Source organism: Streptomyces sp. NPDC016851, assembly GCF_055562795.1.
Map to the genome: position 1 here is coordinate 1 of NZ_JBVHEP010000043.1, position 26,286 is coordinate 26,286.

Here is a 26,286-nt window from a genome sequence, read left to right on the forward strand (position 1 = left end):
TGGTGCAGATGTCGCAATCCACACCGAAACCAGGGGCCCTCACCTCATTCAAGGACCACTCAAGGCGTGTCGCCTGTCACCAACGTCCCCGGACAACACACCTAGGCTCCGGTGCATGGTGCATGTACTCAGCAGCCGGATTCTGCTCCGTCCCACCGACCCCGAGCGCTCCCGTGCCTTCTACGGTGAACAGCTCGGGCTCGCCGTGTACCGGGAGTTCGGTACGGGGCCGGAGCGCGGGACCGTCTACTTCCTCGGCGGGGGCTTCCTGGAGGTCTCGGGCCGGTCCGAGACCCCGCCCGTGCCGGCCACGCGGCTGTGGCTCCAGGTCGCCGACGCGGCGGCGGCGCAGGACGAGCTGCGGGCGAAGGGCGTGGAGATCGTCCGGCCGCCGGTGAAGGAGCCCTGGGGGCTGGTCGAGATGTGGATCGCCGATCCGGACGGGACGCCGATCGTGCTGGTGGAGGTCCCCGCGGACCACCCGATGCGCTACCGGCCGGGCATCTGAGGTCACCCGGGGCGGTGCTCCCAGCCCCGGTCGGTCCGGGTCAGTTCGCGGAAGCCCGCGCCCGTCAGGTGCCCGAGCATGGTGCTGTCGGCGGCGGATTCGTAGGCGACGAGCCGGTCCACACCGCACAGCCGGAGCCAGTCGGCGGCCTGGGCGAGCAGCCAGTGCTCCAGTCCGGTGCCGTGCTGCGCCGGGTCGATGTGCAGGTTGCCGATGTCGGCCAGGCCGGCGGCGCGGGCGTGCCGCTCGGGGCGGGCCAGGGCCGTGTCGATCTCGACGAAACCGAGGCGGGTGCCGGCGCGGGCCGTGAAGCGGGTGCCGCACTCCCCCAGCGTGCGCTCGACCGTGACACCCGGCCGGGGTTCGGGCTCCGGCAGGTCGGCCACCCGGGCGATCAGGATGACCTCGGTGTCCCCGGCGTGCCGGAAGCCCGCGCGTTCGTAGACGGCGCGGATGTGCGGCCAGTTGCGGGGCAGGCCGTGGACGAGGGGGGCGGGCAGCGCGCCGTCGGCGTACCGGACGCGGGCGTTCCAGCGGGCGAACCGTGCCAGGCACGCCCGCATCAGCAGGTCGGCGGCCTGGTCGGCGTCCGGCCAGAAGGACGCCGCCGGACGGCACACGAACCAGTTGATCTCGGCGGCGTCCCGGTAGGCCTCCCCGACGTCGGCGTCGGCGCGGTAGCGCAGCAGATGGGCCGCGGCGACGACGTACTCGCGCTGCTCGGCGACGAGCGTCGTCCGCTCGGCCACCCACGGGTCGGTGATGAACTCGCCGGGCTGCCGCTCCAGGTCGCCGAGGACGGTGTTGACGGAGACCGAGACTCCGGGGACGACGGCCGCCACGTGCATGTTGACCAGGTCGGTGAGCTGGTCGCGGTCGGCTCGGCGGAAGGGGCGCACCTCGAGCGCGGGCATGGGAAACCTCCGGGCGGGGTGAAGGAGCTGGAGGCCGCCACGCGGTGCGGTACGGGGACGAGGGTATGCCGGGGCCGGTGCGGCACACCAGTGGGTTTCCCCGGATGGCAGGGAGAACGGGCTGCGGCTTAGCGTGCTGGAGAGGCTCATGCCCGGGGACCCCCTGTGGAAGGAACGCCATGAAGCTCGACGCACCGGTGACCGGCGGGCCCTGCTGGACGGAGCTGGGGACCACCGACCTGGAGGCGGCCCAGCGGTTCTACACGAGGCTGTTCGGCTGGCGGCCCGAGACGGACCCGCGTCAGGAGGCGGGGGGCTACACCGTCGCGCACCTCGGGGACGCGGCCGTCGCCGCGCTCGCTCCGCTGTACCAGCCGTCGCAGCCGGTCGCCTGGAACGTGGCGTTCGCGGTGACCGACGCGGACGCCGCCGTCCGTGAGGTGACCGAGGCGGGCGGGGCGGTGCTGTTCGGCCCGACGGACGTGTTCGACGCGGGCCGGTTCGCGGTGGCCGCCGACCCGACCGGTGCCGTGTTCCAGCTGTGGCAGGCGGGCACCTTCCCGGGCGCCGGGCTGTTCAACGCGCCCGGTTCGCTGGGCTGGGCGGAGCTGTACACCCGGGATCCCGAACAGGCCGTGGCCTTCTACAGCCGGGTGTTCGGCTGGACCGTCAAGGCCGCGGAGCGGTACACCCAGTGGGGCGTCGACGGGGCGGATTTCGGCGGCATGGTGACGATGGACGACAAGTTCCCGCCGGAGGTTCCGGCGCACTGGCTGCCGTACTTCGCCGTGGCCGACGTGGACGCCACGACGGCCGTCGTCCAGAAGCTCGGCGACGTCCTGATGATCCCCACCTCCCTGCCCGGCGGCCGGCGCATCGCGGTGCTGCGGGACCCGCAGGGGGCGATGTTCGGTGTGTACCGGGCGGGCGACGAGGGCTGAAGACGGCGTGTGACCCCGGGGCCGTCGTCGCCTCAGCTCCGCAGCGCGCCCAGGCGGCCTTCCAGCTGGGCGAGCAACTCTCCGAGCAGGGCGGCCAGTTCGCCCTGCTCGGGGGCGTCCAGGCCGGACAGGGCGGCGGTCTCGTAGGCGAGCTGGGCGGGCAGGATGCCGTCGACGAGTTCGCGTCCGGCGTCGGTGAGGCGGAGATGGGCGACACGGCGGTCGCGGGTGTCGCCCCGGCGTTCGACCAGGCCGCGTTCGGTCAGCTGCTTGAGGCGCTTGGTGACGGCGGCGCCGGAGGAGAAGGTCTCCCGGGACAGTTCCCCGGGCGTCAGCTCGTGCCCGGTGCGGCGCAGCGCGCCGAGCAGATCGAACTCGGGACGGGTGAGCCCCGCCCTGCGCAGCGGCGCGTCCTCAGCCTGCTGGAGGAGGGCGGCGCAACGGTTGATCCGTCCGATGATCTCCATCGGCCCGGTGTCGAGCCCGGGATGGACGGCCTGCCACTGCCGGACGACGGTGGCGACGGTATCGCCCCGCCGCTGCCCGCCCGGGTCCCCACCGACCGGTTCCCGCCCGGCCGCCGGGTGCTCACCGCCCAGGCCTGCTCCGGCCACGGGGGTTTCACCGGCCAGGGCCCCGCTGCTCAGGGCAGAAACCTCTGGCCCCGGCTCCGGGTCCGCGGCCCCCGCCGCCGACTGGGGGCCGTCCCCCGGGCCGCCTCCGTTGGGCGATGGTCCCTCCGTCGCCGTCATGGCCGTGCGTCCTCCGTCTTCGTGTCCGTGCCCCGGTCCGGGAGCAGCCCCTGGCGTCGTGCCGTCGCGGCGAGCGTACGGTGTCCGGACTGTTCGGCGAGCACGACCCGCTCCTGGGGCAGGGCGCGCTGCCACCATTCGCCGGCCGCCGCGTCGGCGGTGGCGCGCAGATCGGCCAGGGCGACGGCGAGGGCGCGGCGGGCGGTCTCCAGGGCGGCGGGGTCGGGATGCGTCTCGGCAAGGAGGCGGGCGGCGCGCTCGCGGGCCCGTTCGGCGGCGGTCAGGGCGCGTTCGACCCGGTCGCCCGCCCTCCGGTTGGTGACGGCCACGGCGGCGGCGAAACCGACCAGGGCGCCGACGACCGTGTCCACGAGCCGCTCGGTCATCAGCTCGCCCGGCTTCTGGTACCCGGCGAACTCGGTGATGAGCAGGGCCATGGGGGTCACGCAGACGCTGCCGAGCCAGTAGTTGCGGCTGATCAGCAGCTCGGCGCCGAAGCTGAACGCGAGGCAGCACACCACGAGAGCCCCCTCGCCCAAGTGCGCGAGCGGTACGACGGCCGCGAAGACGAGCACTCCGACGACGTTGCCCACCACGCGCTGGACGGCCCGGTTCCAGGTCAGGGCGAGGTTCGCCTGGTAGAGCGAGGCGGCGGTGACCAGGGCCCAGTAGGGGCGGCCGATACCGAGGGCCAGGGAGGCGTAGCCGGCGAGCGCGCAGCCAAGCGCGGTGCGTACCGCGAGCGGGGTCAGCGGGCCGAGCCGCGCCCAGAGGCCTTGGGTCGCGTCCACACCGAACAGTTCGTCGGCGGCCGCCAGGGGCAGCCCGGCCTGCGGGACGGGCCCGGTGCCGCGCAGTGCGTCCGCCCAGGCCCGCAGCCGGCCGGCGTCCGCCTCCGTCGGCGCGGCGAGGGCCACCTCGGCACGGACGACGAGCCGTTCGAGGGCGCGCCGGGTACGGGACCGGGCACCGGTGGACGGCAGCGACTGCCAGGCGGCCTGCACGGCCGCGTAGCCCGCGGCCCGGGCCCGGGCCTCGCCGGTGCCGTCGGTGCCGCTCGTGTCGGCGTACGCGGCGGCGGCCTTCAGCGCGGCGGCGGTGGCGCGGCGCTCCGGTCCATGCGGGCGGACCAGCGCGGGCGCCATGCAGACCAGCCAGGCCCAGCCACCCGTCGCGGCGGCCAGTGCCAGATGGCCGGGGACCTGGGCGAGGGTCTGCGGCGCGAAGAGCGAGGCGGAGCTGACGAACGTGAGGACGACATGGCCGGGCGGTCCGACCCGGGTCGCGTCGCACAGCGCCTTCTGCGCGGCGGCCAGCAGTGCGCCGACGGTGACCAGCACGACGGCGCTGCCGGTGAGCGAGGCCGCGACCAGGGCGACGGCCAGCCCGCCGAGCATGCCGAGCACCACCCACACCAGGGCCCCGGCCCGGGCGGCGTAGGGCCGGTTGTGGGCGTACAGCGCGCACAGGGATCCGGCCATCGTGTACATCGCCAGGTCGAGCCGGCCGAGCATCAGCAGGGTGAGGTTCGGCGGGGCGATCGCCGCGACCACGCTCAGCGCGGGCTTGAACCAGATGTCCGAGGGACGGCCGACGCGCAGCACGCCCGCCAGCGGCAGACGCCGGGCGGGCGGGGAAGCGGAGGTCGCACTGCGCAAGGGACTCATGGAACATGAGATTAGCAGGTGTTTTACTCGTAAAGGATATCTCCTCACCTGCTGTGCTCCGTCGAATGCTCCCCGTATACATCCTTGCGCTCGCTTGCGCGCCGCACGGCCCGGGCATCGATGGACCGACTGCCGAGCTGACCGACCGTCGAGCGGGGAGGACGCGCGTGCACGGAACGGCTACGTCCGGCTGGCTGCTGGTGGCGCTCTGCGCGGTGACCGGCGCCTACTGCCTGGTGCGGATGCGCAGCGGCGCCGGGGAGGAGCGCGGCGCCGCGGGCGGTGAGGCGCTGATGGGTTTCGGGATGGCCGCGATGGCCGTGCCGGCGGCGGTGTTCAGTCCGCCGCCGTGGGCCTGGCCCGCCTACGCGGTGCTGTTCGGGGCGGCCGCGGTCCCCGCGCTGTGGGCGGCGCGGACCGGTGCGCACCACCTCCACCACCTGGTGGGGGCCGGGGCCATGGTCTACATGTCCGTCGTCATGGCGGGCGCTCCCGCACACGCGCACGGGCAGGGGGGATCGGGGGTTCCGCTCCTGACGGGTGCACTGCTGCTCTACTTCGCCGGATACGTGCTGGTGACCGGCGTCCGGCTGGTGCCGGTGGCCGCCATGGCGGGCGGTGGGGCCGGGGGCGGCGGGTCGGCCGGGTGGGGCGACCGGCCGGAGCTGGCGCGGGCCTGCCGGCTGTCCATGGGGATCGCGATGGTGGCGATGCTGCTGACGCTGTGAGCAGGACCGTCCCGGCCCGCCGTACGGATCCGTTGTCTGCGTCACTTCGGCGCCACAAGTCGTATCCCTGGGCGGCGCATCGCTCATAGGCTGCGCATCATGATGCTCCCCGCGGCACTGTTGCTGCTCGGCGCCCTGATCGCAGTGGTCGCCCCCCGGCTGCTCGCCCGGGCGGACTGGCCCGATCGTGAGCCGGTCGTGGCGCTGTGGGTGTGGCAGTGCGTGGTGGCGGCCGTGCTCGTGTGCTGTGCGCTGTCGATGACGCTCAGCGCGGCCGCCGCCTGGCACGTGGTCGGCGGGCCGGTCTTCGCGACGGCGCCGGGCCCGGTCGTCGAGGCCTACGCCCTCGGTACGGCGGGCCCCTGGGCGGCGGCCACCGCCGTGGCGCTGGCCGGCGGCGGGCTGTGGAGCGCGGCGATGCTGGTCCGCGAGGTCGGCGGGGCACGCGCGCGGGGCCGCCGCCGGCGAGCCGATCTGCTGGTCAGGGCGCCGCTGCTGCCGGGAGAGGTGGCCGTGTCGGGCCGGCTCGTCGTCCTGGAGAGCGAGCAGCCCGACGCCTGGTGGCAGCCCGGCGCTCCGCCGCAACTGGTCGTCACCACGGCCGCGTTGCGGCGGCTGAAGGGCCGGCAGCTGGACGCGGTGCTCGCCCATGAGCAGGGGCACGCGCGGGCCCGGCACGACTGGCTGCTGAACTGCTCCTCGGCACTGGCGGGCGGCTTTCCGCAGGTGCCGGTGTTCGCCGCGTTCCGCGACGAGATGCACCGCCTGGTCGAACTCGCCGCCGACGACACGGCGTCCCGCCGCTTCGGCCGCCTGACCACCGCCCTGGCCCTGGTCGAACTCAACGAGCACCGCGGCGTGTTCGGCCCCTGCCCGACGCCGCAGGCCCATGTCCCGGCGCGGGTGCACCGGTTGCTCACTCCCCCGGACCGGCTGCCCCCGACACGCCGACTGCGGCTGACGGCGGCGGCCGCCCTGGTGCCCGTCGTGCCGGTGCTGGTGGCGTTCGTACCGGGGCTGCGGGCGCTGGGATAGCCCGCCGCGTGCTCCGGGGCGCCTGGGGCTTCGTACCCGTCTTCGGAGACGTGGGGCGTGGCCGTCTTCGGAGACGTGAGGCATGCCCGTCTTCGGAGACGTGAGGGTGGCCTCCGGGTGGCCGAAGTGTGCGGTCCGCGTGTCGAAGATCGCCGCTGTACTGGATCCGGAGCCCCCGGTTCGGCGAGGATCGCATCATGCACACCCCGTCCGTCGACTCCCCGCCCCGCCCGCAGCACCGCACCGCCGCCCGGTCGGCCGGCGTCCTGGCCCTGTGCTCCGCCCTGCTGCTGACCCTCGTCGCGGCCAGATGGAGCCCGCTGATCAGCACGGACGGAGACATCTCCGCCACCACCCACCGCTGGGCGGTCGAGGAATCCGGCATCACGCAGGCGTGCCGCATCCTCACGGACTGGGTGTGGGACCCGTGGACCATGCGGGTGCTGTGCGCGGTGGTGGTCGTGTGGCTGGTGGTGCGTCTCGCGGCGCGCTGGACGGCGGTGTGGCTGGCGCTGGCCGTCACGCTGGGCACCCTGGTCCAGCAGGGCCTCAAGGCCCTGGTGGACCGCCCTCGCCCGGTCTGGCCCGACCCCGTCGACTCGGCCCACTACTCGGCCTTCCCGTCGGGCCACGCCATGACCGCCACGGTGGTGTGCGGCCTCCTCCTGTGGCTCCTGCGCCGGCACGGTGCCGGCCGTGCCCTGTGGCGTACGGCCGTGACCGTGGCCCTCGTCTCCGTGGTCGGCGTGGGGCTGACCCGGATCTGGCTGGGCGTCCACTGGCCGACGGACGTGGTGGGCGGCTGGCTGCTGGGCGCGCTGGTGGTGGCCCTCGCGGTGTGGACGCACGAACACCGGCAGCCGCGCGACCGCCCGGACAACGCCGCCTCGTAGGATCGCCCCATGACGGCTGTGCTGTTCGACTTCTCCGGAACGCTGTTCCGTGTCGAGTCCACCGACTCCTGGCTGCGCGGCGTCGTGGCCGACGCAGGAGTCCCCTTCACCGAGCCGGAGTTGGCCGCCGCCGCGCGTGCGCTGGAGGCGGTGGGGGCGCTGCCCGGCGGTGGTGATCCCGCGCGCGTTCCGGCTGAACTCGCCGACACGTGGCTGATCCGGGACCGGAGCGCCGCGCTGCACCGGGCCGCCTACACCGGACTCTCCCGCCAGGTCACGCTGCCCGACCCGGCGTTGCACGACGCGCTGTACGACCGCCACATGTCTCCGGCGGCATGGACCCCGTACCCGGACGCCGTCGAGGTGCTGGGCACGCTGCGGGAGCGGGGCATCCCCGTCGGGGTGGTCAGCAACATCGGCTGGGACCTGCGCCCGGTGTTCCGCGAGCACGGCCTGGACCGCTACGTCGACGCGTACGTCCTGTCGTACGAGCACGGCATCCAGAAGCCCGACCCTCGGCTGTTCGCCACCGCCTGCGAGGCACTCGGCGCCGATCCGGGCCGGACGCTCATGGTCGGCGACGACCGCAGGGCGGACGGCGGGGCCACCGCCCTGGGCTGCGGGGTGCACTTCGTGGACCACCTGCCGGTGACCGACCGGCCGGACGGGCTGCGGCCGGTCCTGGACCTGGTGAGCTGAGGCCACCCAACCAGGTCACCTGGCCGTCTGCTCGCCCGCCTCGGACGATCCCCCGTGTCGCCCGAGGCAGACGGCATCGCCGGCCCGGACCGCTCGGGTCCTGGCCGGACGCCTCTGAGTATAGTTGGCTGGCAGCCAGTCAACGCAGGAGTTACAGCATGTCCCCGCGCAGCGCCTCGGTCAATGAAGAGTTGCGGAGGCGTTCGAAGGAGCGGCTTCTGCAAGCGGCGGTCGAGCTGGTCGGCGAGCGCGGCTTCGATGCCACGACGCTCGGCGACATCGCCGACCGGGCGGGCTCGGCCCGCGGTCTGGTCTCTTACTACTTCCCGGGCAAGCGCCAGCTCGTGCAGTCCGCCGTGCACCGGCTGATGCACCGCACGCTGGAGGAGGCGCTGGAGCGCGAGCCGCGCACCGAGGACGGCCGGGAGCGGATGGCGCGGGCCATCGACGCGATCCTGGGGCTGGCCCGGGACCGGCCCGTGCTGATGCGCCAGCACATGGCCGGGCTGTTGCAGGCCGAGGGCTTCGTGCCCTGCCCGGAGCAGCGGCGCCTGGCCGAGCTGCTGCGGGACACCGTCGCCCGGCACGGGTCGCGGGACGTCGACAGCGACTACCCGATGCTGCGGGCCCTGCTGATGGGCGCCGTGTACGCCGCCCTGGTGCCGGGGGTGCCGATGCCGGTCCCGGTGCTGCGGGCGGAGTTGTTCAACCGCTACCGGCTCGACTGGGAGCTGGGCCTCCCGCCGGAGGCCAAGGCCTCCGGCGGGAGGAGCGACCGGGATCTGTCGCGGTTCTTCGCGACCGGGGACGCACCGGAGTGCGGCCCGCGGGGTCAGTCGAAGTAGTCCGGCTGGGTCTGCACGTTGAGCTCACGCAGGTGGACCCACCGTGCCGGGTCCGTGCGCCGGTCCTTGATCTTCAGGACGTCGAAGCCCTTGGTGATCTCGTTCGAGTAGATGTAGCCGTTGTAGTAGTACGCCGACCACGAGCCTCCGAAGGTGAGCTGGTCGGTGCCCAGCGGACCGCGCTCGAAGTAGGCGATCTCCCTGGGCTTCGACGAGTCGGTGAACTCCCAGACGGAGACACCGCCCTGGTACCAGGCCTGGACCATCAGGTCCTTGCCCTTCACCGGGATCAGCGAGCCGTTGTGGGCGACGCAGTTCTCGGTGTCCGCCTGGTGACGGGGGATCTTGAAGTAGCTGCGGAAGACGAGCTTGCGCTGGTCGCCCTTGCCGACGATGTCGTAGATGCCGTCGGCGCCGCGGTTCGGGCCGGTCGCCTCGTTGCAGGTGGCTCCGCTGCCGCCGCCCAGCTCGTCGGTGAACACGACCTTGTTCGCCTTCTGGTTGAAGGTCGCCGAGTGCCAGAACGCGAAGTTGACGTTGTCCTGCACCCGGTCGATGACCTTGGGGTGCTCCGGGTCCTTGACGGAGAACAGGATGCCGTCCCCCATGCAGGCGCCCGCGGCCAGGTCCTTCGACGGCAGCACGGTGATGTCGTGGCAGCCGGTGGTCTTGGACACGCCCGGGTTGGTCGGTCCGCCCGGGTTGCCGCCGCCGTCCGGCCCCTCACCGGGGAACAGCACGGGGAAGCCCACGACAGCCGCCTTCTCGGGCGCGTTGCGCGGCACCTTGATGACGGAGATGCCGTCGTGCGGCGGCTGGCAGTCCGGGTACGTGGCGTTCGGCGAGTACGAGGAGACGTACACGTAGACGTTCCGCCGCTCCGGCACCAGCGTGTTGGTGTGGGAGCCGCAGGCGGTCTCGACAGCGGCGACGTACCTCGGGTTCCGCTTGTCGCTGATGTCGAAGACCTTCACGCCCTCCCACGAGGACTTCTCGGTCGCCGGCTGCGTCGTGCTGTTGCAACTGCTGTCACTGCGCGAGGAGTCGGTGGACAGGAACAGCAGGTTGCCGGAGACGGAGATGTCGTTCTGCGAGCCCGGGCACAGGACCTGGGCGACCGTCTTCGGTGCCCTGGGGTTGCTGATGTCGAAGATGCGGAAGCCGTCGTAGTTGCCGGCGAAGGCGTACCTGCCCTGGAAGGCGAGGTCCGAGTTGGTGCCCGGCAGCACGTCCTTGGGGATGTTGGCGACGTGCTCGATGTTGGCGGAGTGGACGATCTCGTCCTGGCCGGGTATCTCGCCGTTCTCGATGGCCTCGCGCGCCTCTGCCTGCGCGCTCTTGGAGACCCCCTTCGGCGCGACCGGAGTGTCCCCGGGATCGGGGACCGCACCGGCCGGCGCGGCCGTGAGAAGCGCGGCCAGCAGTCCGCCGGCTGCTGCGGCAACTCCCAGTCGTCTGCGCCGCGTTCTGCGGTAGTTCAACAGGATCACTGTTTTCCTCCCTGGTTCCGTTCACTGCGGAACGGTTCACGCACCACGCAGTATCGTCTTCGCCATGCTCATACCAACAGGGGGCAACAGAATCGCAATGAAGATTCTCGATCAGTGAGCCGCGAAAGCGTGCTAGGACGGTCGTAACACTCACAAGGTGTCTTCCAACACGCCTGCCACAGGAGGTCGTTGTGCTCTTCCGCCGTGCGTCGTCCCGCGCGTCCGTCGTCACGACAGGGCTGGTCGCCCTTGCCGTGCTCACGGTCGGCGGCTGCGACTCCGGTCCGGACCGGAAGCCCGCCGCGGCGGACGGGCCCGCCGTGATCGCGCCGGGTGAGCCTGGAGAGCCGAACCGCACCCTGTCCGCCGAGGAGGCGGCCGGCCGGCGCTCGGAGAACGACTCCCCCAACTCGGCGGACGTCTCCTACGTCCGCATGATGATCGAACACCACGCCCAAGCCCTCGTGATGACCGAACTCGCCCCGCAGCGGGCCGAGTCGACGAAGGTGAAGCGGATCGCCGCACGGATCGCCGCCGCCCAGAAGCCGGAGATCGAGGCCATGAAGGGCTGGCTGAAGTCGCACGGCAAGCCGCTGAAGGCGGAGCGGCACGAGCACGCCGTGATGCCCGGCATGGCGACCGAGGCCCAGCTGAAGAAGCTCCGCGCGGCTGACGGAAAGGCTTTCGACCAGATCTTCCTGACGTTGATGACGACCCATCACCAGGGTGCGATCACGATGGCCACGGATGTGAAGGGGCAGGGCAACAACATCCGGATCGAGGAGATGGCCGACGAGGTGATCGCCCAGCAGACGAGCGAGATCACGCGGATGCGGGACATGCTCTAGCCGATTTCCGGTCCCGGCCGATTTCCGGTCCGGGTCGCCGCCCCGGTTCGGCCCCGTTCAGCGCCGTTCAGTGCCGTTCAGCGCCGGGCGCGGCGCGGTGTCAGGAGGCCGGCGTCCCGGGCCTGGCCGATCAGCCTGAGGGACGTGCGGCGGCTGTGCCCGGTCGCGCACATCACGGCGAGGACCGGATCGGCACCCTCCTGCTGGGCCGCGCGGTACTCCCGCGCCACCAGCCACCGTCCCTGTGCACCGGGCGGCCAGGCCGGCCGGGCCCGCCGCCCCTGCCCTCCGCCGCCTTCGGGAGTCGTCCCGGCACCGGCGCCGCACGCCTCGGCCAGCGAGTCCTCGATCCAGTCGGCGAGCACCGCCAGGTCGTCGAGGGACAGCGCGGGCTGCGCGCGTACGTCCTCCACGCCGACGCATCCCCCGGCCACGACCGCCAGCGCGTCGACGTGGGCGCCGTCCGTGAAGACCAGCCGGACGTCGAACCACCGCGTGGCGTCCTCGTTCTCCCGCACCTCCCACGCGGGCCGCACGGACACCGCGCCGTCCGCCGGAGAGCGATCGGAAAGATTAAGAAAGGATGCTTCCAGCACACACTGAACGTAACCGAATGATCACATTCCCTATAGATCGGACACGCGCCCCGAGCGGAGCACTGCACCCTGTCAGCGGAGCCCGGCCGGTGCGATGCTGGAGGCATCAGCGCTCTCGTGAGATCCCCCGGGATCCCGGGTAAGGAGTTCCGCCGTGCTGCGAGTCGCCGTCGTTGGCTCCGGGCCGAGCGGGTGCTACGCCGCCCAGAGCCTCGTCCAGCAGGACCCCGAGGTGCGCGTCGACGTCCTGGACCGGCTGCCGTGCCCGTACGGCCTGGTCCGGTACGGCGTGGCTCCGGACCACGAGAAGATCAAGTCGCTCCAGAACAACCTGCGCACGATCCTGGAGCACGACCGGGTCCGGTTCCTCGGAGGCGTCCAGGCAGGTCCCGGCGGAGTGCCGGTCACCCGGCTGCGCGAGCTCTACCACGCGGTGGTGTACTGCGTGGGCGCCTCCACCGACCGGCATCTGGGCATCCCCGGGGAGGACCTGCCGGGCAGCTGGTCGGCGACGCAGTTCGTCGCCTGGTACAGCGCCCATCCGGACGCCGTGGACGCCGGATTCCTGCGGGACGCCCGGTCGGCCGTGGTGATCGGCGTGGGGAACGTGGCTGTGGACGTCACCCGGATGCTGGCGCGCGGCCTGGCCGAGCTCAGCCCGACAGACATGCCGCAGGCGGCCCTGACGACACTGGCGGCGAGCCGGGTGACCGAGATCCACATGGTGGGCCGGCGGGGCCCGTCCCAGGCCCGCTTCACCACCAAGGAGCTGCGCGAGCTGGGCACCCTGCCGGAGACCGACGTCATCGTGGACCCGGCCGAGCTGACCCTGGACCCCGGGTACACCGACCCGTCCGCCCTGCCCGCCGCGCAGCGACGCAACGTGGAGGTACTGCGCGGCTGGTCCGAGACGCCGCCGAGCGGTGCCCCGCGCCGGATCCGGCCGCGCTTCTTCCTCCGCCCGGTCGAACTGCTCGCCGAGCGGGGCCACGTGGGCGCGGTGCGGTTCGAGCGGACCGTCCCGGACGGACACGGCGGCGTGACGGGCACGGGCCGGTTCGAGGACATCGAGGCCCAGCTGGTACTGCGCTCGGTGGGCTACCGGGGGGTGCCACTGCAGGGGCTGCCGTTCGACGCGGACAGCGGCACGGTGCCGAATCTGGCCGGACGCGTCCTGCGCGAAGGCGTCGTCGCGCCGGGCGAATACGTGGCCGGCTGGATCAAGCGGGGCCCGACAGGCGTCATCGGCACGAACCGCCCCTGCGCGAAGGAGACGGCGACGTCGCTCCTGGAAGACGCCCCCGCGCTCGCCATCAGGGCCGTACCTGACGACCCCCTTCCGGTCCTGCGTGCCGAAGGCACCGACGCGGTCGAATGGACGGGCTGGCAGGCGATCGAGCAGGCGGAAGCGGACCTCGGCGCATCACTGGGCAGGGGTGTGGTGAAGCTCCCCGACTGGCAGTCCCTCATGACCGCCGTGCACGGCGACGTGCTCTAGGGGCGCGGGGAACTGCGCGACAAGCCACGAACCACCCGCGGAAAACGACGAACGAGTCACCCACCAAGACGGACGACTTGCCGCGCCGCCGCATCGAGCACCGCATCCAACAACCCCGGAAACAGCTCATCCAGATCCCCCCGCCGCAGCCCGTTCATCTTGGCGGTCCCCCGATACACCTGCCGAATCACCCCACTCTCCCGCAACACCCGGAAGTGATGCGTGGTCGTGGACTTCGTGACCGGCAGGTCGAAGTGCGAACAGGACAACTCCCCGCTGGCCGCGGCAAGCTCCCGCACGATCCGCAACCGCATCGGGTCGGAGAGCGCATGCAGCACCCCTTCCAGCCGGATCTCGTCACGCACGGGATGCGGCAGGTCGCGACTACTGACGGCGGGAGAGGTCACGGCGGCTCCACTTTCCTTCTGGGATCCCATTTCCTTCGGGGATCCCATAGTACGAGAACCCTCGTAGTTTGACATCCACCGTACTACGATGCCTATCGTACGAGCCGACATCGGCCCCGTGACGAATGGAGTCCGCCGTGACCTCGCTCTTCGAGCCCTACACCCTGCGCGATGTGACGATCCCGAACCGCGTGTGGATGCCCCCGATGTGCCAGTACTCGGCGGCACCGGAGGGCCCGGAGACCGGCGTCCCCCACGACTGGCACTTCGCGCACTACGCCGCCCGCGCCACCGGCGGCACGGGCCTGATCATCGTCGAGGCCACCGCGGTGTCCCCCGAGGGCCGCATCTCGCCGTACGACCTCGGCATCTGGAACGACACGCAGGTCGAGGCGTTCCGCCGCATCACCCGCTTCCTCACCGCACAGGGCACGGTGCCGGCGATCCAGCTGGCCCACGCCGGCCGCAAGGCGTCGACCGACCGCCCCTGGAAGGGCGGCGCCCCGGTCGGCCCGGACGCCCACGGCTGGGACTCCGTCGCGCCGAGCCCGCTCGCCTTCGACGACCGGCACCCGGTCCCGGCCGAGCTGACGGTCGACCAGGTCAAGGACGTGGTCGGGCAGTTCGCCGCCGCGGCCCGCCGCGCGCTCGCCGCCGGTTTCGAGATCGCCGAGGTCCACGGCGCCCATGGCTACCTGATCAACGAGTTCCTCTCCCCGCACTCCAACCACCGCACCGACGCCTACGGCGGCTCGTACGAGAACCGCACCCGCTTCGCGCTCGAAGTCGTGGACGCCGTACGGGAGGTGTGGCCGCAGGACAAGCCGCTGTTCTTCCGGATCTCGGCGACCGAATGGCTCGACGAGGGCGGCTGGACCGCGGACGACACCGTCCGCTTCGCCGCCGACCTGCGCGCCCACGGCGTCGACCTGCTGGACGTCTCCTCCGGCGGCAACGCCTCCGGCGCGCGCATCCCCACCGGCCCCGGCTACCAGGTGCCGTTCGCCGCCCGGGTGAAGCAGGAGACGACGCTGCCGGTGGCCGCGGTGGGGCTGATCACCGAGGTCGAGCAGGCGGAGAAGATCCTCGCCAACGGCGAGGCCGACGCGGTCCTGCTGGGTCGCGAGCTGCTGCGCAACCCTTCGTGGGCGCGGCTCGCGGCGCGGGAACTCGGTGCCGAGGTGCGGGTGCCGGACCAGTACCACCGGTCGGTCTGAGCCGGCACCCGAACCCCAGGGCACACCGTCGGCCTCAACCGGTCGCGCACGCCGTCCCGTTGAGGGCGAACGTGGCCGGGGCGGCGCTGTTGCCGCCGTGCGCGGCCTGGTAGCCGATGCTCACGCTCGCGCCCGGCGCGATGGTGCCGTTGTAGGACACGTTGGTCGCGGTCACCGACCCGGACGAGGGCGTGTAGGTGGCGCCCCAGCCGCCCGTGACCGTCTGCCCTGCCGGGAGCGTGAAGCCGAGCTTCCAGCCGTTGACCGTCGTCGTGCCGGTGTTGGTGATGGTCACGGAGGCGGTCAGGCCGGTGTTCCAGGCGTTCACCGCAGCCGTCACCTTGCAGGCGCCGGGCTGGGGCTGGGGAGCCGGGCCCGACTTGTCGAGGCCGAAGAAGGTGAGCACCCGGGAGGCCATGCCGTGGGCGTACAGGTTGTGGCCGACGCCCTGGAGGCTGACGGCCTCCACGGGCGCCCGGTCACCCGTGCCGCCGTAGCGGGTGCGGATCCAGCCGGACTGCGGCGTGTCGGTGGCGGCCGGCGTCTGGCTCACGCCCTGGACGTTCGTCCACTGTTTGATCTGCTCCCCGAAGTTGGGGTAGCGCAGGACGTCGTCCTCGGTGCCGTGCCAGATCTGCATGCGCGGACGGGGGCCGCTGTACCCGGGGTACGCGTTCCGGACGAGGTCGCCCCACTCTTTGGGCGTGCGGGTGAGCGTGCCGCCCGAGCAGTTGCTGTTCCACTCGGAGCCGTCGGTGGTGGCGAAGCAGGCGAACGGCACGCCGGAGAAGGCGGCGCCCGCCGCGAACACGTCGGGGTAGTCGCCGAGCAGGACGTTCGTCATCATCGCACCGGAGGAGATGCCGGTGGCGAACACCCGGCCGCTGTCGGCGTCGTAGGTGCGGGCCACCCAGTCGATCATCGACTTGATGCCGACCGGGTCGCTGCCGCCGCCGCGGCGCAGCGCCTGAGGCGAGGAGACGTCGAAGCACTTGCTGCTGCGCGTGACGGACGGGTAGAGCACGATGAAGCCGTACTGGTCGGCCAGGGTGTCGTACTCGGTGCCGTTGTACATGTCCGGTCCCGAGCCGGTGCACCAGTGCACGGCGACCACGACCGCCGGGTTCGGCGTGACGCTCTCCGGCACGTACAGGTACATCCGCAGGTTGCTGGGGTTCGCGCCGAAGTCCGTGACCTCGGTGAGGGTCGCGGTGGGTACGGCCTTCGCGCCGACGGCCTCGCGGGCGGGCTCGCGGGCGGCAGCCGCGGGTGCGGTGAGCGCGGTGGCCGCCAGCAGCGGCAGCAGCACGGCGAGGAACGCGAGGAGCGTCGACCGCAGCGGTCTCCTCGTCGCGGGGTGGGGGGTGGCAGGCACGTCCGGGTCCCTTCGGTTGTGAAGCGCGGCTCGCAGGACGTCGTGCGGCGGTTCAGAGCGGTGCCCGTTCGGCATGGTGGCATGGACATGGCTCGCATGGAAGCGCTCCCACACTGCTCCCCGCAGCACCCCTGCTCCGACCAGGTCCGGCCGAATGTGTTCTGCGCGAGGCGTTGACTAGAAAGCGCTTGCCCCCTACGTTCCGTTCAGCAGTGTGACCCGGAAGCGCCTCCGCCAGGGCGCTCGCCGGGGCCTACCCCGCTCAGGGAAGTGCACCCCTGCGGCATGGCAGGACCTCCGGACCGGCCGCACACAGCGCGCGCGGTGAACAACATGGCGAACGTCATTCATGTACATGACCGACCTGGCACCATGAAGGCACCACGAAGGGACGCACCCCACATGCGTACTCATCCCCCACGTACACGTGTCCGCAGATCCACCCTGGCGCTCGCCGCCGCATCCGCACTGGCAACCGTGGCGGTCCTGGCCGTTCCCCAGCCGGCCGGGGCCGCCGAGAGCTCGCCGGTCGGGTTCGGCGCGGGGACGACCGGCGGCGGCAGCGCCTCGGCGGTCACCGTCTCCACGCTGAGCGCCTTCAAGTCGGCCGTGACCGGCAACTCGGCCAAGGTCGTCCGGGTCAACGGCCTGATATCGCTCAGCGGTCAGGTCGACGTCGGGTCCAACACGACCGTCCTGGGCGTGGGGTCGGCCTCCGGGTTCACCGGCGGCGGGCTCCGGCTGAAGAAGGTCTCGAACGTCGTCATCCGCAACCTCAACATCAGCAAGCCGGTGGCGCCCGCCGACGGCATCACCGTCGAGGCGTCGAGCAAGGTCTGGATCGACCACAACTCCTTCTCGGCCGACCGCGATCACGACAAGGACCACTACGACGGCCTGCTGGACGTCAACCACGGCGCGGACAACGTCACGGTGTCCTGGAACACCTTCAAGAACCACTTCAAGGGCTCGCTCGTCGGCCACAGCGACAACAACGCGAGCGAGGACACCGGGCACCTGAAGGTGACGTACCACCACAACCACTTCGCCAACGTGTACTCGCGCATCCCCAGCCTGCGCTTCGGCACCGGGCACTTCTACAACAACTACGTCGAGGGTGCCGACACCGCCTGCCACTCGCGCATGGGCGCCCAGATGCTGGTCGAGAACAACGTCTTCCGCTCGACGAAGGTCGCGGTCACCACGAACCGCAGCAGCGACGTCGACGGATACGCCAACCTGCGCGGCAACGACCTCGGTGGAGCCGCCACCGAGATCTCGCGGGTCGGCACCTTCACCAGCCCGCCGTACGCCTACACGGCGGCGCCGGCCTCGTCCGTCGTCACCTCAGTGACGTCGGGTGCGGGCGCCGGAAAGCTGTGACACCCCGTCCGCTCGGACATCCCCCGAACGCTCCAGACGACAGAAGGAATCGGGACATGACTTCTGCGACACGTCCGCGCGCCCGCAGGCGCGCGCTGACCGGCGCGCTGGCCACCCTCGGCCTGTCGGTTGGCATGATCATGACTACCCAGGCCCCGACGGCGAGCGCCGCCACCTGGCCGACCCCCAACGGCAGTCAGGGAACCTCGTCCACCATCTCCGTGTCCGGCACCAAGGACTACGGGATGAAGCGGTTCTACGGCACCGGAAGCCTGGCCGGTGACGGCCAGGAGGAGGGCCAGGACCCGATCTTCAAGCTCGCCGACGGCGCGGTGCTGAAGAACGTCATCCTCGGCGCTCCCGCGGCCGACGGCATCCACTGCCAGGGCAGCTGTACGCTCCAGAACGTCTGGTGGGAGGACGTCGGCGAGGACGCCGCCACCTTCCGCGGCGGCACCGGTGCCACGTACCACGTGATCGGCGGCGGCGCGAAGAAGGCGGCGGACAAGGTCTTCCAGCACAACGGCGGCGGCACCCTGAACATCTCCAACTTCGCGGTGCAGGAGTTCAAGACGCTCTACCGCTCCTGCGGCGACTGCTCCACGCAGTACACCCGCAAGGTCAACCTCAACACCATCGACGTGACCGGCACGGGCTCCACCGCCCGGCTCGTCGGCATCAACGTCAACCGCAACGACGTGGCGACGCTGCGGGGCATCACCATCCGCAACGACTCCGGCCGCAAGGTCGTCCCCTGCCAGAAGTACAACAACAACACCGCTGTCGGGTCCGGACCCGACAGCAAGAACTGCCTCTACTCCACCTCGGACATCACCTACAAGTAGCCCCTCGGGCAACCACAACCCCCCACGGTGAAGGCGGCCGTGCGCAGCGTCCCCGGCGGGCGCCGCGCACGGCCGCTCGCGTCATGCGCCGCGCACCCGCGCGCGGACCTCCCCGACCAGCTCCCGCTGGTAGTCGGTGTAGGCGGCGCGCAGCTCGGCTCCCGGCCAGTCGGCCGACAGGAGACCGGGCGGCAGGACGGGATCGGCCAGCAGGTGCCGCACGACGGCGGCGAAGGCGGTCAGGCGGTCGGCCGGGCGAGGGGCCCCGGCGATGTGCGCGAGCAGCGCCCGGGCCGTGGCGGACCAGGCGTCTAGCGGCCACAGGCTCCCGGCCAGGTCGCGGGCCGGCCGGTCGGGGCGGGCCGTGTACCGCTGGGCCACCCGGTCCAGGTCGCCGGGGAGGGAGCGGGCCAGGTTGGCGGGGCGGAGCCAGACGCCCTCGCGGAGTTCGGCGAGCCGGAGGGCGGTCAGCCGGGCGCGCAGGTCGGCGCGCTCGGCGGGGCCGCGTCCCGTCGCGGTGATCACGACCATCTCCCAGTCGCCGTCCCACGCGCGCGTGCGCGGGTGCACGGCGTCGTCCTGGCGGCGCTGGCGATCCAGCAGCCGGCCGCTGAGGCGGTAGCCGGTGCCGGTGCGCCGCAGATCACCGGCGGCCACCATCCGGCTGAGCGCCGCCCGCAGGGTGGAGCCGCCGACGCCGAAGCCCTCCGTGAGCCGCACGAGCTCCCGGACCGGCAGTTCGGGGGGATGCGTTCCGAGGAGCAGGCTCAGCACGACCGACCGCGCGGACAGCGGCCGCAGATCGAGCGCGCCGGGCCGCGCCGGGACGTTCATCGGCATGGTCACGTACTGTACGCGGCGGAATTCCGTGTTGCAGGATTGCTGCGGTCGTAGAACAAGTGCAACACTCGACGTATGGTCCCGACACTCGACGCACAGCAGGCGCACGGCACAGCCGTCACGCACGACGTCACCAACCAGGCCCCGCCGCTCGCCCCGTACGACGCCTCCGAGGACGCGGCCCTGCTGGAGGGGCTGCGGCGGGAGGGCGCCGGGTGGGCCGAGGAGGACCTGCGGCGGCTCGGCAGGCAGGCCGGCAGTGTCCAGGCGCGGGAGTGGGCCGACCTGGCCAACCGCCACGAGCCGGAGCTTCGGACCCACGACCGGTACGGCAACCGCGTCGACGAGGTCGAGTTCCACCCGAGCTGGCACCACCTGATGGGCGCCGCGATCGCCGCTGGGCTGGCCGCGTCGCCCTGGGCGGACGACCGGCCCGGCGCCCATGTCGCCCGGACCGCCGGCGGCCTGGTGTGGGGGCACACGGAGGCGGGGCACGGCTGCCCGACGTCGATGACCTACGCCGCCGTCCCCGCGCTGCGCAGACAGCCGGAGCTGGCCAAGGTCTACGAACCGCTGCTGACGAGCCGGGAGTACGAACCCGGGCTGCGGGTGCCGACGGAGAAGCGCGGGCTGCTGGCGGGCATGGGGATGACCGAGAAGCAGGGCGGCTCCGACGTCCGGACGAACACCACGACGGCCACACCCACGTCCGAACCCGGGGTGTACACCCTGCGCGGGCACAAGTGGTTCACGTCGGCGCCGATGTGCGACGTGTTCCTGGTGCTGGCGCAGGCATCCCCCCTCAGGGAAAAAGGGAGCCTGTCCTGCTTCCTGGTGCCGCGCGTGCTGCCCGACGGCACCCGCAACACCTTCCGCATCCAGCGGCTGAAGGACAAGCTGGGCAACCGGTCCAACGCCTCCTCCGAGCCCGAGTTCGACGGGACCGTCGCCTGGCTGGTCGGGCCCGAGGGGCAGGGCGTGAAGACGATCATCGAGATGGTCAACTGCACGCGGCTGGACTGCGTGATGATGTCGGCCGCGCTGATGCGCACCTCGCTCGTCGAGGCCGGGCACCACGCGCGGCACCGCAGCGCGTTCGGCGCGCGGCTGGTGGACCAGCCGCTGATGCGCAACGTTCTGGCCGATCTCGCGCTGGAATCGGAGGCCGCCACGACGCTCACGCTGCGGCTGGCCGGGGCGGCCGACCGGGCGATCCGCGGGGACGCCCAGGAGGCCGCGTTCCGCCGGATCGCCACCGCCGTCGGCAAGTACTGGGTGACCAAGCGAGGTCCGGCCTTCACGGCGGAGGCCCTGGAGTGCCTCGGCGGCAACGGCTACGTCGAGGACTCAGGGATGCCCCGGCACTACCGCGAGGCTCCCCTGCTGTCGATCTGGGAGGGCTCGGGGAACGTCAACGCCCTCGACGTGTTGCGGGCGTTGAGCCGCGAACCGGGCACGGCCGAGGCCCTGTTCAGCGAGTTCGCGCTCGCCCGGGGCGCGGACGCGCGGCTGGACGCGGCCGTGACGCGGCTGAAGAACCGGCTGCCCGGGGCGTCACAGACGACGGCCCGCCGTCTCGTGGAGGACATGGCCCTGACGCTCCAGGCCTCCCTCCTCGTCCGGTACGCACCGCCGGCGGTCGCCGACGCGTTCTGCGCGACCCGGCTCGGTGGCGACTGGGGGTACGCCTTCGGGACGCTGCCGGAGGGTGCGGATGTCGGCACGATCGTGGAGCGGGCGCTGCCTGGCGGGAACTGAACCACAGTCAGCCAACCGGCACCCGGTTCGCGCACAGTCATCGCCTGATTCCGCTTCGTTGTCAGTGCCGTGGTGCAGACTCCCCGTCAGGTGGCACTTCGCCTGGGGAGGACAACGTGTTCAGGGGGATCGACGAGGTCGACTGGGCCTCGCTGCGGCATGCCGACGGCAGCGCGGAGGACGTGCCCGGGCTGCTCCGGGGACTTGCCTCCGCCGACCCGGCCGAGCGGGAGATGGCGCTGGACCGGATGTACGGCGCCGTGCACCACCAGGGAGACGTGTACGACTCGACGCTCGCCTGTGTTCCGTTTCTCCTCGCGCTCGCCGTCCGTGAGGAGGTGCGCGACCGGGCGGGGGTGGTGGAGCTCCTCGTCAGCATCGGCGGGGCCGGTGGGGAGGGGGCCGGCGGGGGCGGGGTCGGTGATCTCGCCGCGAGGGCCCGTGCCGCCCTGTGCGCGGGTGGCGATGTGTTCGTCCGGCTGGCGGGGGACGCGGACGCCGGAGTGCGCCGGGCGGCTCCGGGGGCGCTGGTGCGGTTCCTCGACCGGCCGGCGCGTGTGCTCGCCCTGATCCGGGAGCGGATCACCGTGGAGCGGGACGACCGGGTCCTGCTCGCTCTGGCCGAGGGCCTCGGCCTGTTCGCACGGCGGCACCTGCCGGCCGGCGACACCCACGCCGCCGAAGCCGTGGACCTGCTGGCAGCGCTGAGCGGGCCGCCCTACGGGGCCGGGCTACGGCTGGCCGCGCTCGGGCAGCTGGCGCAGTGCGCACCGGAATCGCTTCCCAAGGATCTCGTACCGACCGTGGTCCGGCTGCTCCGGGACAGGTCCGGGCAGCGCGTCCGCGGGAGACTCGCCCAGGACGGCCCCGGTGTGGACACGCTCGCCGGGCGGCTGCGGCGGCTGCGGCCCTCGGACGAGGAGGGCTCCCGGCTGCTGCGGACCCTGCACGCCGCGCTCGGCGAAAGGGTGGCCGACCGGGTCGCCCTGCTGTGCGGGCAGTTGACCAGCCCTGATCACCTGGACCGGTGCAACGCCGTGTGGATGTCGGCCGGGCTGTTCCGCGAGTGGCGTGCCGACGTGGCGGAGCCGGTCGCTCTCATAGGTGCCCAAGTGGGCGCCGGGGAGGGACGGTTGCACGACGCGGCCGTCGCCGTCCTGGCGGAACTCTTCGAACTGGCCTTGCCCGCGGCGGACCACCTCCACGCCTTGGTGAACTGCCGTCCCGAGGTCCGGATACGTCACCGGGAGCGGGGAGCCCCGACGCTGGGCGGCCCCCTCAAGGCGCTGGCCAGAGCGGGGGACGCGCGGGCCACGCCGGTGCTGGCGGAGGTGCTGGCGGGCCCGGTCGTACCGCACGACCTGGGGCTGGTGATACCCCACCTGGGCCGCGCGGCCGCCCCGCTCGCGCCGGCCCTGCGGCAACGCCTCGCCCGCGTTCCCCTCGACGGCCCCGACACGCACGAGCGGGCCGTTCCCCTCCTGGCGGCACTCGCGGCGCTGGGTGACGCCGAGTCCGTACCGTCGGTGCTGCGCCTGCTGCGCGGCATGCCGGACGGACTGCGGCTGCGGTCTGCTGTCACGGGGGCGGCGGTCCGTGCGCTCGGTGCGTTCGGCGGCGCCGCGCGTGAGGCGATACCGGACCTGCGCGGGCTGCTGGAGACCGACTGCGCCGTCGCGGCCGCGGACGCGCTGTGGTCGGTCACGGGTGAGGCGGAAGCCGTCGTGCCCGTGCTGCTCCGGAGGCTTACGGAGCCCGGGAGCGGCCGGTGTCGACGCGCGTCTGCCACGGCTGCCGCGGACGTACTCGGACGGCTGGGGCCGGCGGCCGCCACGGCGCTGCCCGGGCTGCGCCGGATGACCGGCTCCGGCGAAGCGTCGGAACGGGCCGCGGCGGCGTGCGCGGTGTGGCGCATCGCCGGGGAGCCGGATCGGGGACGGGAGGAGGAGCACATTCTTCCCGTCCTCCGCGCCGCATGGGTCGAGCACCCGCGCACCCGCGCGACGATCGCCGGGTGCGTGGCGGCGCTGGGTCCCAGGGGAGCGCCCCTGCACGACCTGCTGCGAGCGGAGCTCACGTCCCCCCGACGGCATCGGGCCGACTGCGGCGGCTACGACCGTCACGACATCCATGAGGACGAGGGGCTGCTGCGGGTGTGCCGGGTGGCGCTGGGCCGGGCGGGGGGCGGGTAGGGCGGCGGGGCGGGGACGGACCTGGGCATCCCACCCCTCCCGAAGCGACCAGAAAACGTCCCACGCAGGCCGGAACGCGACGGGCCACCCTCCAGGATGGAACCGCCTCACCCGGTCACCCCGTCGTGCGCCCCCACAGCGGTCCGAAGCGGGACCACTCGGCGTCCCACTGGTCCATGCGGCTCCGCTCCAGGCGGCGGCGCACGACGCGGCCACCGGCGAGCGGCGCGGTCGCCGCGAAGAAGCCCGCCACGCCGCCGATCAGGCAAGCACGTATCCGGGCCTGGGACTCGGTGACGGGCCGGTTCACCTGGCGGCCCTCGCGGTCCGTCCAGACGGTGACGGGCGAACCGGCGCGGCTGCCCTCCAGGACCCGCACCTGGCCGGAGTGCGAGGAACCGTCCGCGGCGGTCCACCGTGCCTCCGCCCACACGTGCTCGGTACGGGAGACGTCGCCCCTCTCGGAGGCCGTCCCGGGAGCCTGCTCGGCGAGCCGGGCCACGAGGGGGCGCCACTCGACGCGCTCGCGGGCCAGCCCGTCCTCGACGGAACGGCCCACCGTCAGTCCGGCGAGCACCGCGACGAACACGGTGAGCATCCACACGCCCAGCACGACCCAGGCCTCCACCTTGTCGGCGCGCCGCTTGAGCGGATTGCGCCGCCAGCGCCACAGCCACACCTTCGGACCACGTAACGCCATCGAAGGCATCCTCCTCACGAGCGCATGACCATCCCGCTGCCCTCCCCATACGGAAGAGGGCCGCTGGATGCTCACTGCACGTACTCCGGGAGGGCGCAGCGGTGGGATCGCGGCGCCTTCGGGGACGAGGCGGACGGACGCCCGCACACGGCACCGACACGGCGCTGACCTGCGCCGCAGTCCGCTCCGGGGGTGACTGTCAGTGGTGGGGTGCAGACTGGCCCGTGTCTGAGACGAGGGCGTCGACGACGACGCCGCGGAGGTGATCGGCATGACCGAGGTACTGCTCGCCGTGGGCACGCGCAAGGGCCTGTTCATCGGGCGCCGGCGAGGCGGTGGCGCCTGGCAGTTCGACGAGAGCCCCTACTTCAACGCGCAAGCCGTGTACTCGGTCGCCATCGACACCCGCACCGCGACCCCGCGGCTGCTGGCCGGCGGCGACAGCGCGCACTGGGGCCCGTCCGTGTTCCACTCCGACGACCTGGGCCGGAGCTGGACGGAACCGGCCCGGCCGGCCGTCAAGTTCCCCAAGGACACAGGGGCGTCCCTGGAGCGGGTGTGGCAGCTGCACCCGGCCGCGGCCGAGCCGGGCGTGGTGTACGCGGGCACGGAACCGGCCGCGCTGTACCGCTCGGAGGACCGCGGGGAGACCTTCGAGCTCGTCCGGCCCCTGTGGGAGCACCCCACGCGGTCGAAGTGGATGCCTGGCGGCGGCGGTGAGGGCCTGCACACCGTCCTCACCGACGCGCGCGATCCCCAGGCGGTGACGGTCGCCGTCTCGACCGCCGGTGTGTTCCGCACGCTGGACGGCGGTGCGACCTGGGCGCCCTCCAACTCGGGCGTCTCCGCGGTGTTCCTGCCCGACCCGAACCCGGAGTTCGGCCAGTGCGTGCACAAGGTGACCCGGGACGCGGCGAACCCGGACCGGCTCTACCTCCAGAACCACTGGGGTGTCTACCGCAGCGACGACGCGGGCGCGCACTGGACGGACATCGGCGAGGGCCTGCCGTCCACGTTCGGCTTCGCGGCGGCCGCCCATCCGCGCAGAGGAGACACCGCGTACGTCTTCCCGATCACCGCCGACGCCGACCGGGTCCCGGCCGACCACCGGTGCCGGGTCTACCGGACGGCGGACGCGGGCAAGACCTGGGAGCCGCTCTCGGCGGGGCTTCCCCAGGAGGACCACTACGGCACGGTCCTGCGTGACGCGATGTGCACCGACGACGCGGATCCGGCGGGCGTCTACTTCGGCAACCGCAACGGCGAGGTGTACGCCTCGGCGGACGACGGCGACAGCTGGCAGCAGCTCGCCTCGCATCTGCCGGACGTGCTGTGCGTGCGGGCCGCGGTCGTCGGCTGAGGTGAGGACGAGACCGGCGACCGGGCGGGGGACGAGGCGAGGGATGAGCTGAGGAGCGGTCCTTGGCCACTGGTTGATCCCGGCTGCCCGTACGGCAGTAGGGTGACGCCCGTGGCACCACGACCCTTGCATGAAATCGTCGAAGCGGGCTGGGCGAAGGCCCTGGAACCGGTGGCCGAACGCGTCGCCGCCATGGGGGACTTCCTCCGTGCGGAGATCGCCGCGGGACGCACCTACCTCCCGGCCGGACCGAACGTGTTGCGGGCCTTCCAGCAGCCCTTCGACGACGTACGGGTCCTGATCGTCGGTCAGGACCCGTATCCGACACCGGGGCACGCGGTGGGGCTGTCGTTCTCGGTCGCGCCCGAGGTGCGGCCGCTGCCCGGCAGCCTCATCAACATCTTCCGGGAGCTGAACGCCGATCTGGGCCTGCCCCAGCCGTCCAGCGGTGACCTCACGCCGTGGACGCGGCAAGGCGTGCTGCTGCTCAACAGGGCGCTCACCACCGCCCCGCGCAAGCCCGGTGCTCACCGGGGCAAGGGCTGGGAGGAGGTCACCGAGCAGGCGATCCGCGCCCTCGCGGCGCGCGGCAAGCCCCTGGTGTCCACCCTGTGGGGCCGTGACGCCCGCAACCTGCGCCCGCTGCTCGGCGACCTGCCGTCCGTCGAATCCGCCCACCCCTCCCCCATGTCGGCGGACCGGGGCTTCTTCGGTTCCCGCCCGTTCAGCCGGGCCAACGACCTGCTGATCCGCCAGGGCGGCCAACCCGTGGACTGGCGTCTGCCGTGACCGGGG

The 26,286-nt window shown here is 72.6% G+C and carries 25 protein-coding genes; 16 read left to right on the forward strand and 9 right to left on the reverse strand.

Going from position 1 to position 26,286, the window contains the following annotated elements; genetic code table 11:
- The first annotated feature begins 115 nt into the window (after window positions 1-115).
- Complete coding sequence (locus tag ACZ3I3_RS39925; RefSeq protein WP_399411475.1) at window positions 116-508, forward strand: VOC family protein; 393 nt, start codon at window positions 116-118, stop codon at window positions 506-508.
- A gap of 2 nt (window positions 509-510) precedes the next feature.
- On the opposite strand, the gene ACZ3I3_RS39930 is transcribed toward ACZ3I3_RS39925, so the two are convergent.
- Complete coding sequence (locus ACZ3I3_RS39930) at window positions 511-1,422, reverse strand: GNAT family N-acetyltransferase (protein ID WP_467372712.1); 912 nt, start codon at window positions 1,420-1,422, stop codon at window positions 511-513.
- Between the two features lie 179 nt (window positions 1,423-1,601).
- Here ACZ3I3_RS39930 and ACZ3I3_RS39935 point away from each other — a divergent pair, with 179 nt between their 5' ends.
- Window positions 1,602-2,363 (forward strand): VOC family protein, encoded by a 762-nt coding sequence (locus tag ACZ3I3_RS39935; RefSeq protein ID WP_467372713.1) that lies wholly within the window; start codon window positions 1,602-1,604, stop codon window positions 2,361-2,363.
- A 32-nt stretch (window positions 2,364-2,395) separates the two neighbouring features.
- Here the strand turns inward: ACZ3I3_RS39935 and ACZ3I3_RS39940 are convergent, their stop codons facing one another.
- Both ACZ3I3_RS39940 and ACZ3I3_RS39945 read right to left on the reverse strand, forming a co-directional pair.
- On the reverse strand, window positions 2,396-2,962 hold the full coding sequence (locus ACZ3I3_RS39940; RefSeq protein ID WP_467372760.1) for a MarR family winged helix-turn-helix transcriptional regulator: 567 nt from the start codon (window positions 2,960-2,962) through the stop codon (window positions 2,396-2,398).
- A gap of 149 nt (window positions 2,963-3,111) precedes the next feature.
- Window positions 3,112-4,782 (reverse strand): FUSC family protein, encoded by a 1,671-nt coding sequence (locus tag ACZ3I3_RS39945; RefSeq protein ID WP_467372715.1) that lies wholly within the window; start codon window positions 4,780-4,782, stop codon window positions 3,112-3,114.
- 167 nt (window positions 4,783-4,949) lie between these two features.
- Between ACZ3I3_RS39945 and ACZ3I3_RS39950 the strand changes: the two genes are divergently transcribed.
- From ACZ3I3_RS39950 to ACZ3I3_RS39970, 5 genes are all read left to right on the forward strand, one after another.
- Window positions 4,950-5,510, forward strand: a complete 561-nt coding sequence (locus tag ACZ3I3_RS39950) for a DUF5134 domain-containing protein (protein WP_467372717.1) — start codon at window positions 4,950-4,952, stop codon at window positions 5,508-5,510.
- Window positions 5,511-5,609: 99 nt separating this feature from the next.
- On the forward strand, window positions 5,610-6,545 hold the full coding sequence (locus ACZ3I3_RS39955) for a M56 family metallopeptidase (protein ID WP_467372718.1): 936 nt from the start codon (window positions 5,610-5,612) through the stop codon (window positions 6,543-6,545).
- A gap of 197 nt (window positions 6,546-6,742) precedes the next feature.
- Window positions 6,743-7,438 carry a phosphatase PAP2 family protein gene (locus tag ACZ3I3_RS39960; RefSeq protein ID WP_467372720.1) on the forward strand — a complete coding sequence of 232 codons (696 nt, stop codon included), beginning with the start codon at window positions 6,743-6,745 and terminating at the stop codon, window positions 7,436-7,438.
- Between the two features lie 9 nt (window positions 7,439-7,447).
- Window positions 7,448-8,137, forward strand: coding sequence for an HAD family hydrolase (locus ACZ3I3_RS39965; protein WP_467372721.1), 690 nt, complete (start codon window positions 7,448-7,450; stop codon window positions 8,135-8,137).
- A 158-nt stretch (window positions 8,138-8,295) separates the two neighbouring features.
- The gene (locus tag ACZ3I3_RS39970) at window positions 8,296-8,982 is read left to right on the forward strand and encodes a TetR/AcrR family transcriptional regulator (protein WP_467372723.1); all 687 of its coding nucleotides are present in this window, start codon (window positions 8,296-8,298) and stop codon (window positions 8,980-8,982) included.
- Here the strand turns inward: ACZ3I3_RS39970 and ACZ3I3_RS39975 are convergent.
- On the reverse strand, window positions 8,970-10,472 hold the full coding sequence (locus ACZ3I3_RS39975; protein WP_467372724.1) for an LVIVD repeat-containing protein: 1,503 nt from the start codon (window positions 10,470-10,472) through the stop codon (window positions 8,970-8,972). The two genes, ACZ3I3_RS39970 and ACZ3I3_RS39975, sit on opposite strands and share 13 nt — an antisense overlap.
- Before the next feature lie 191 nt (window positions 10,473-10,663).
- Here ACZ3I3_RS39975 and ACZ3I3_RS39980 point away from each other — a divergent pair, with 191 nt between their 5' ends.
- On the forward strand, window positions 10,664-11,320 hold the full coding sequence (locus ACZ3I3_RS39980; RefSeq protein ID WP_467372725.1) for a DUF305 domain-containing protein: 657 nt from the start codon (window positions 10,664-10,666) through the stop codon (window positions 11,318-11,320).
- A gap of 77 nt (window positions 11,321-11,397) precedes the next feature.
- Here ACZ3I3_RS39980 and ACZ3I3_RS39985 read toward each other — a convergent pair whose 3' ends face one another.
- Window positions 11,398-11,862, reverse strand: a complete 465-nt coding sequence (locus ACZ3I3_RS39985) for a DUF6214 family protein (protein ID WP_467372726.1) — start codon at window positions 11,860-11,862, stop codon at window positions 11,398-11,400.
- A 208-nt stretch (window positions 11,863-12,070) separates the two neighbouring features.
- On the opposite strand from ACZ3I3_RS39985, the gene ACZ3I3_RS39990 reads away from it, so the two are divergent.
- Window positions 12,071-13,414, forward strand: coding sequence for an FAD-dependent oxidoreductase (locus ACZ3I3_RS39990; RefSeq protein WP_467372728.1), 1,344 nt, complete (start codon window positions 12,071-12,073; stop codon window positions 13,412-13,414).
- 56 nt (window positions 13,415-13,470) lie between these two features.
- Here the strand turns inward: ACZ3I3_RS39990 and ACZ3I3_RS39995 are convergent, their stop codons facing one another.
- Window positions 13,471-13,821 (reverse strand): ArsR/SmtB family transcription factor, encoded by a 351-nt coding sequence (locus tag ACZ3I3_RS39995; RefSeq protein WP_467372729.1) that lies wholly within the window; start codon window positions 13,819-13,821, stop codon window positions 13,471-13,473.
- Window positions 13,822-13,958: 137 nt separating this feature from the next.
- On the opposite strand from ACZ3I3_RS39995, the gene ACZ3I3_RS40000 reads away from it, so the two are divergent.
- On the forward strand, window positions 13,959-15,038 hold the full coding sequence (locus tag ACZ3I3_RS40000) for an NADH:flavin oxidoreductase/NADH oxidase (protein ID WP_467372731.1): 1,080 nt from the start codon (window positions 13,959-13,961) through the stop codon (window positions 15,036-15,038).
- A 34-nt stretch (window positions 15,039-15,072) separates the two neighbouring features.
- Here the strand turns inward: ACZ3I3_RS40000 and ACZ3I3_RS40005 are convergent, their stop codons facing one another.
- On the reverse strand, window positions 15,073-16,413 hold the full coding sequence (locus tag ACZ3I3_RS40005) for an extracellular catalytic domain type 1 short-chain-length polyhydroxyalkanoate depolymerase (RefSeq protein WP_467372732.1): 1,341 nt from the start codon (window positions 16,411-16,413) through the stop codon (window positions 15,073-15,075).
- Between the two features lie 402 nt (window positions 16,414-16,815).
- Here ACZ3I3_RS40005 and ACZ3I3_RS40010 point away from each other — a divergent pair, with 402 nt between their 5' ends.
- Both ACZ3I3_RS40010 and ACZ3I3_RS40015 read left to right on the forward strand, forming a co-directional pair.
- Window positions 16,816-17,796, forward strand: a complete 981-nt coding sequence (locus tag ACZ3I3_RS40010) for a pectate lyase family protein (protein ID WP_467372733.1) — start codon at window positions 16,816-16,818, stop codon at window positions 17,794-17,796.
- Window positions 17,797-17,852: 56 nt separating this feature from the next.
- The gene (locus ACZ3I3_RS40015) at window positions 17,853-18,641 is read left to right on the forward strand and encodes a pectate lyase (protein ID WP_467372734.1); all 789 of its coding nucleotides are present in this window, start codon (window positions 17,853-17,855) and stop codon (window positions 18,639-18,641) included.
- An 81-nt stretch (window positions 18,642-18,722) separates the two neighbouring features.
- On the opposite strand, the gene ACZ3I3_RS40020 is transcribed toward ACZ3I3_RS40015, so the two are convergent.
- Window positions 18,723-19,481 carry a PaaX family transcriptional regulator C-terminal domain-containing protein gene (locus tag ACZ3I3_RS40020; RefSeq protein WP_467372735.1) on the reverse strand — a complete coding sequence of 253 codons (759 nt, stop codon included), beginning with the start codon at window positions 19,479-19,481 and terminating at the stop codon, window positions 18,723-18,725.
- Between the two features lie 75 nt (window positions 19,482-19,556).
- Here ACZ3I3_RS40020 and ACZ3I3_RS40025 point away from each other — a divergent pair, with 75 nt between their 5' ends.
- Together ACZ3I3_RS40025 and ACZ3I3_RS40030 are read left to right on the forward strand one after the other, a co-directional pair.
- Window positions 19,557-21,239 carry an acyl-CoA dehydrogenase family protein gene (locus ACZ3I3_RS40025; RefSeq protein WP_467372737.1) on the forward strand — a complete coding sequence of 561 codons (1,683 nt, stop codon included), beginning with the start codon at window positions 19,557-19,559 and terminating at the stop codon, window positions 21,237-21,239.
- Between the two features lie 116 nt (window positions 21,240-21,355).
- Window positions 21,356-23,431 (forward strand): HEAT repeat domain-containing protein, encoded by a 2,076-nt coding sequence (locus ACZ3I3_RS40030; RefSeq protein ID WP_467372738.1) that lies wholly within the window; start codon window positions 21,356-21,358, stop codon window positions 23,429-23,431.
- Between the two features lie 115 nt (window positions 23,432-23,546).
- Here the strand turns inward: ACZ3I3_RS40030 and ACZ3I3_RS40035 are convergent, their stop codons facing one another.
- Window positions 23,547-24,131, reverse strand: a complete 585-nt coding sequence (locus ACZ3I3_RS40035; protein ID WP_467372739.1) for an Rv1733c family protein — start codon at window positions 24,129-24,131, stop codon at window positions 23,547-23,549.
- A gap of 262 nt (window positions 24,132-24,393) precedes the next feature.
- Here ACZ3I3_RS40035 and ACZ3I3_RS40040 point away from each other — a divergent pair, with 262 nt between their 5' ends.
- Both ACZ3I3_RS40040 and ACZ3I3_RS40045 read left to right on the forward strand, forming a co-directional pair.
- Window positions 24,394-25,491, forward strand: coding sequence for a WD40/YVTN/BNR-like repeat-containing protein (locus ACZ3I3_RS40040; RefSeq protein WP_467372740.1), 1,098 nt, complete (start codon window positions 24,394-24,396; stop codon window positions 25,489-25,491).
- 111 nt (window positions 25,492-25,602) lie between these two features.
- On the forward strand, window positions 25,603-26,280 hold the full coding sequence (locus tag ACZ3I3_RS40045; RefSeq protein ID WP_467372741.1) for a uracil-DNA glycosylase: 678 nt from the start codon (window positions 25,603-25,605) through the stop codon (window positions 26,278-26,280).
- The last annotated feature ends 6 nt before the right edge of the window (window positions 26,281-26,286 follow it).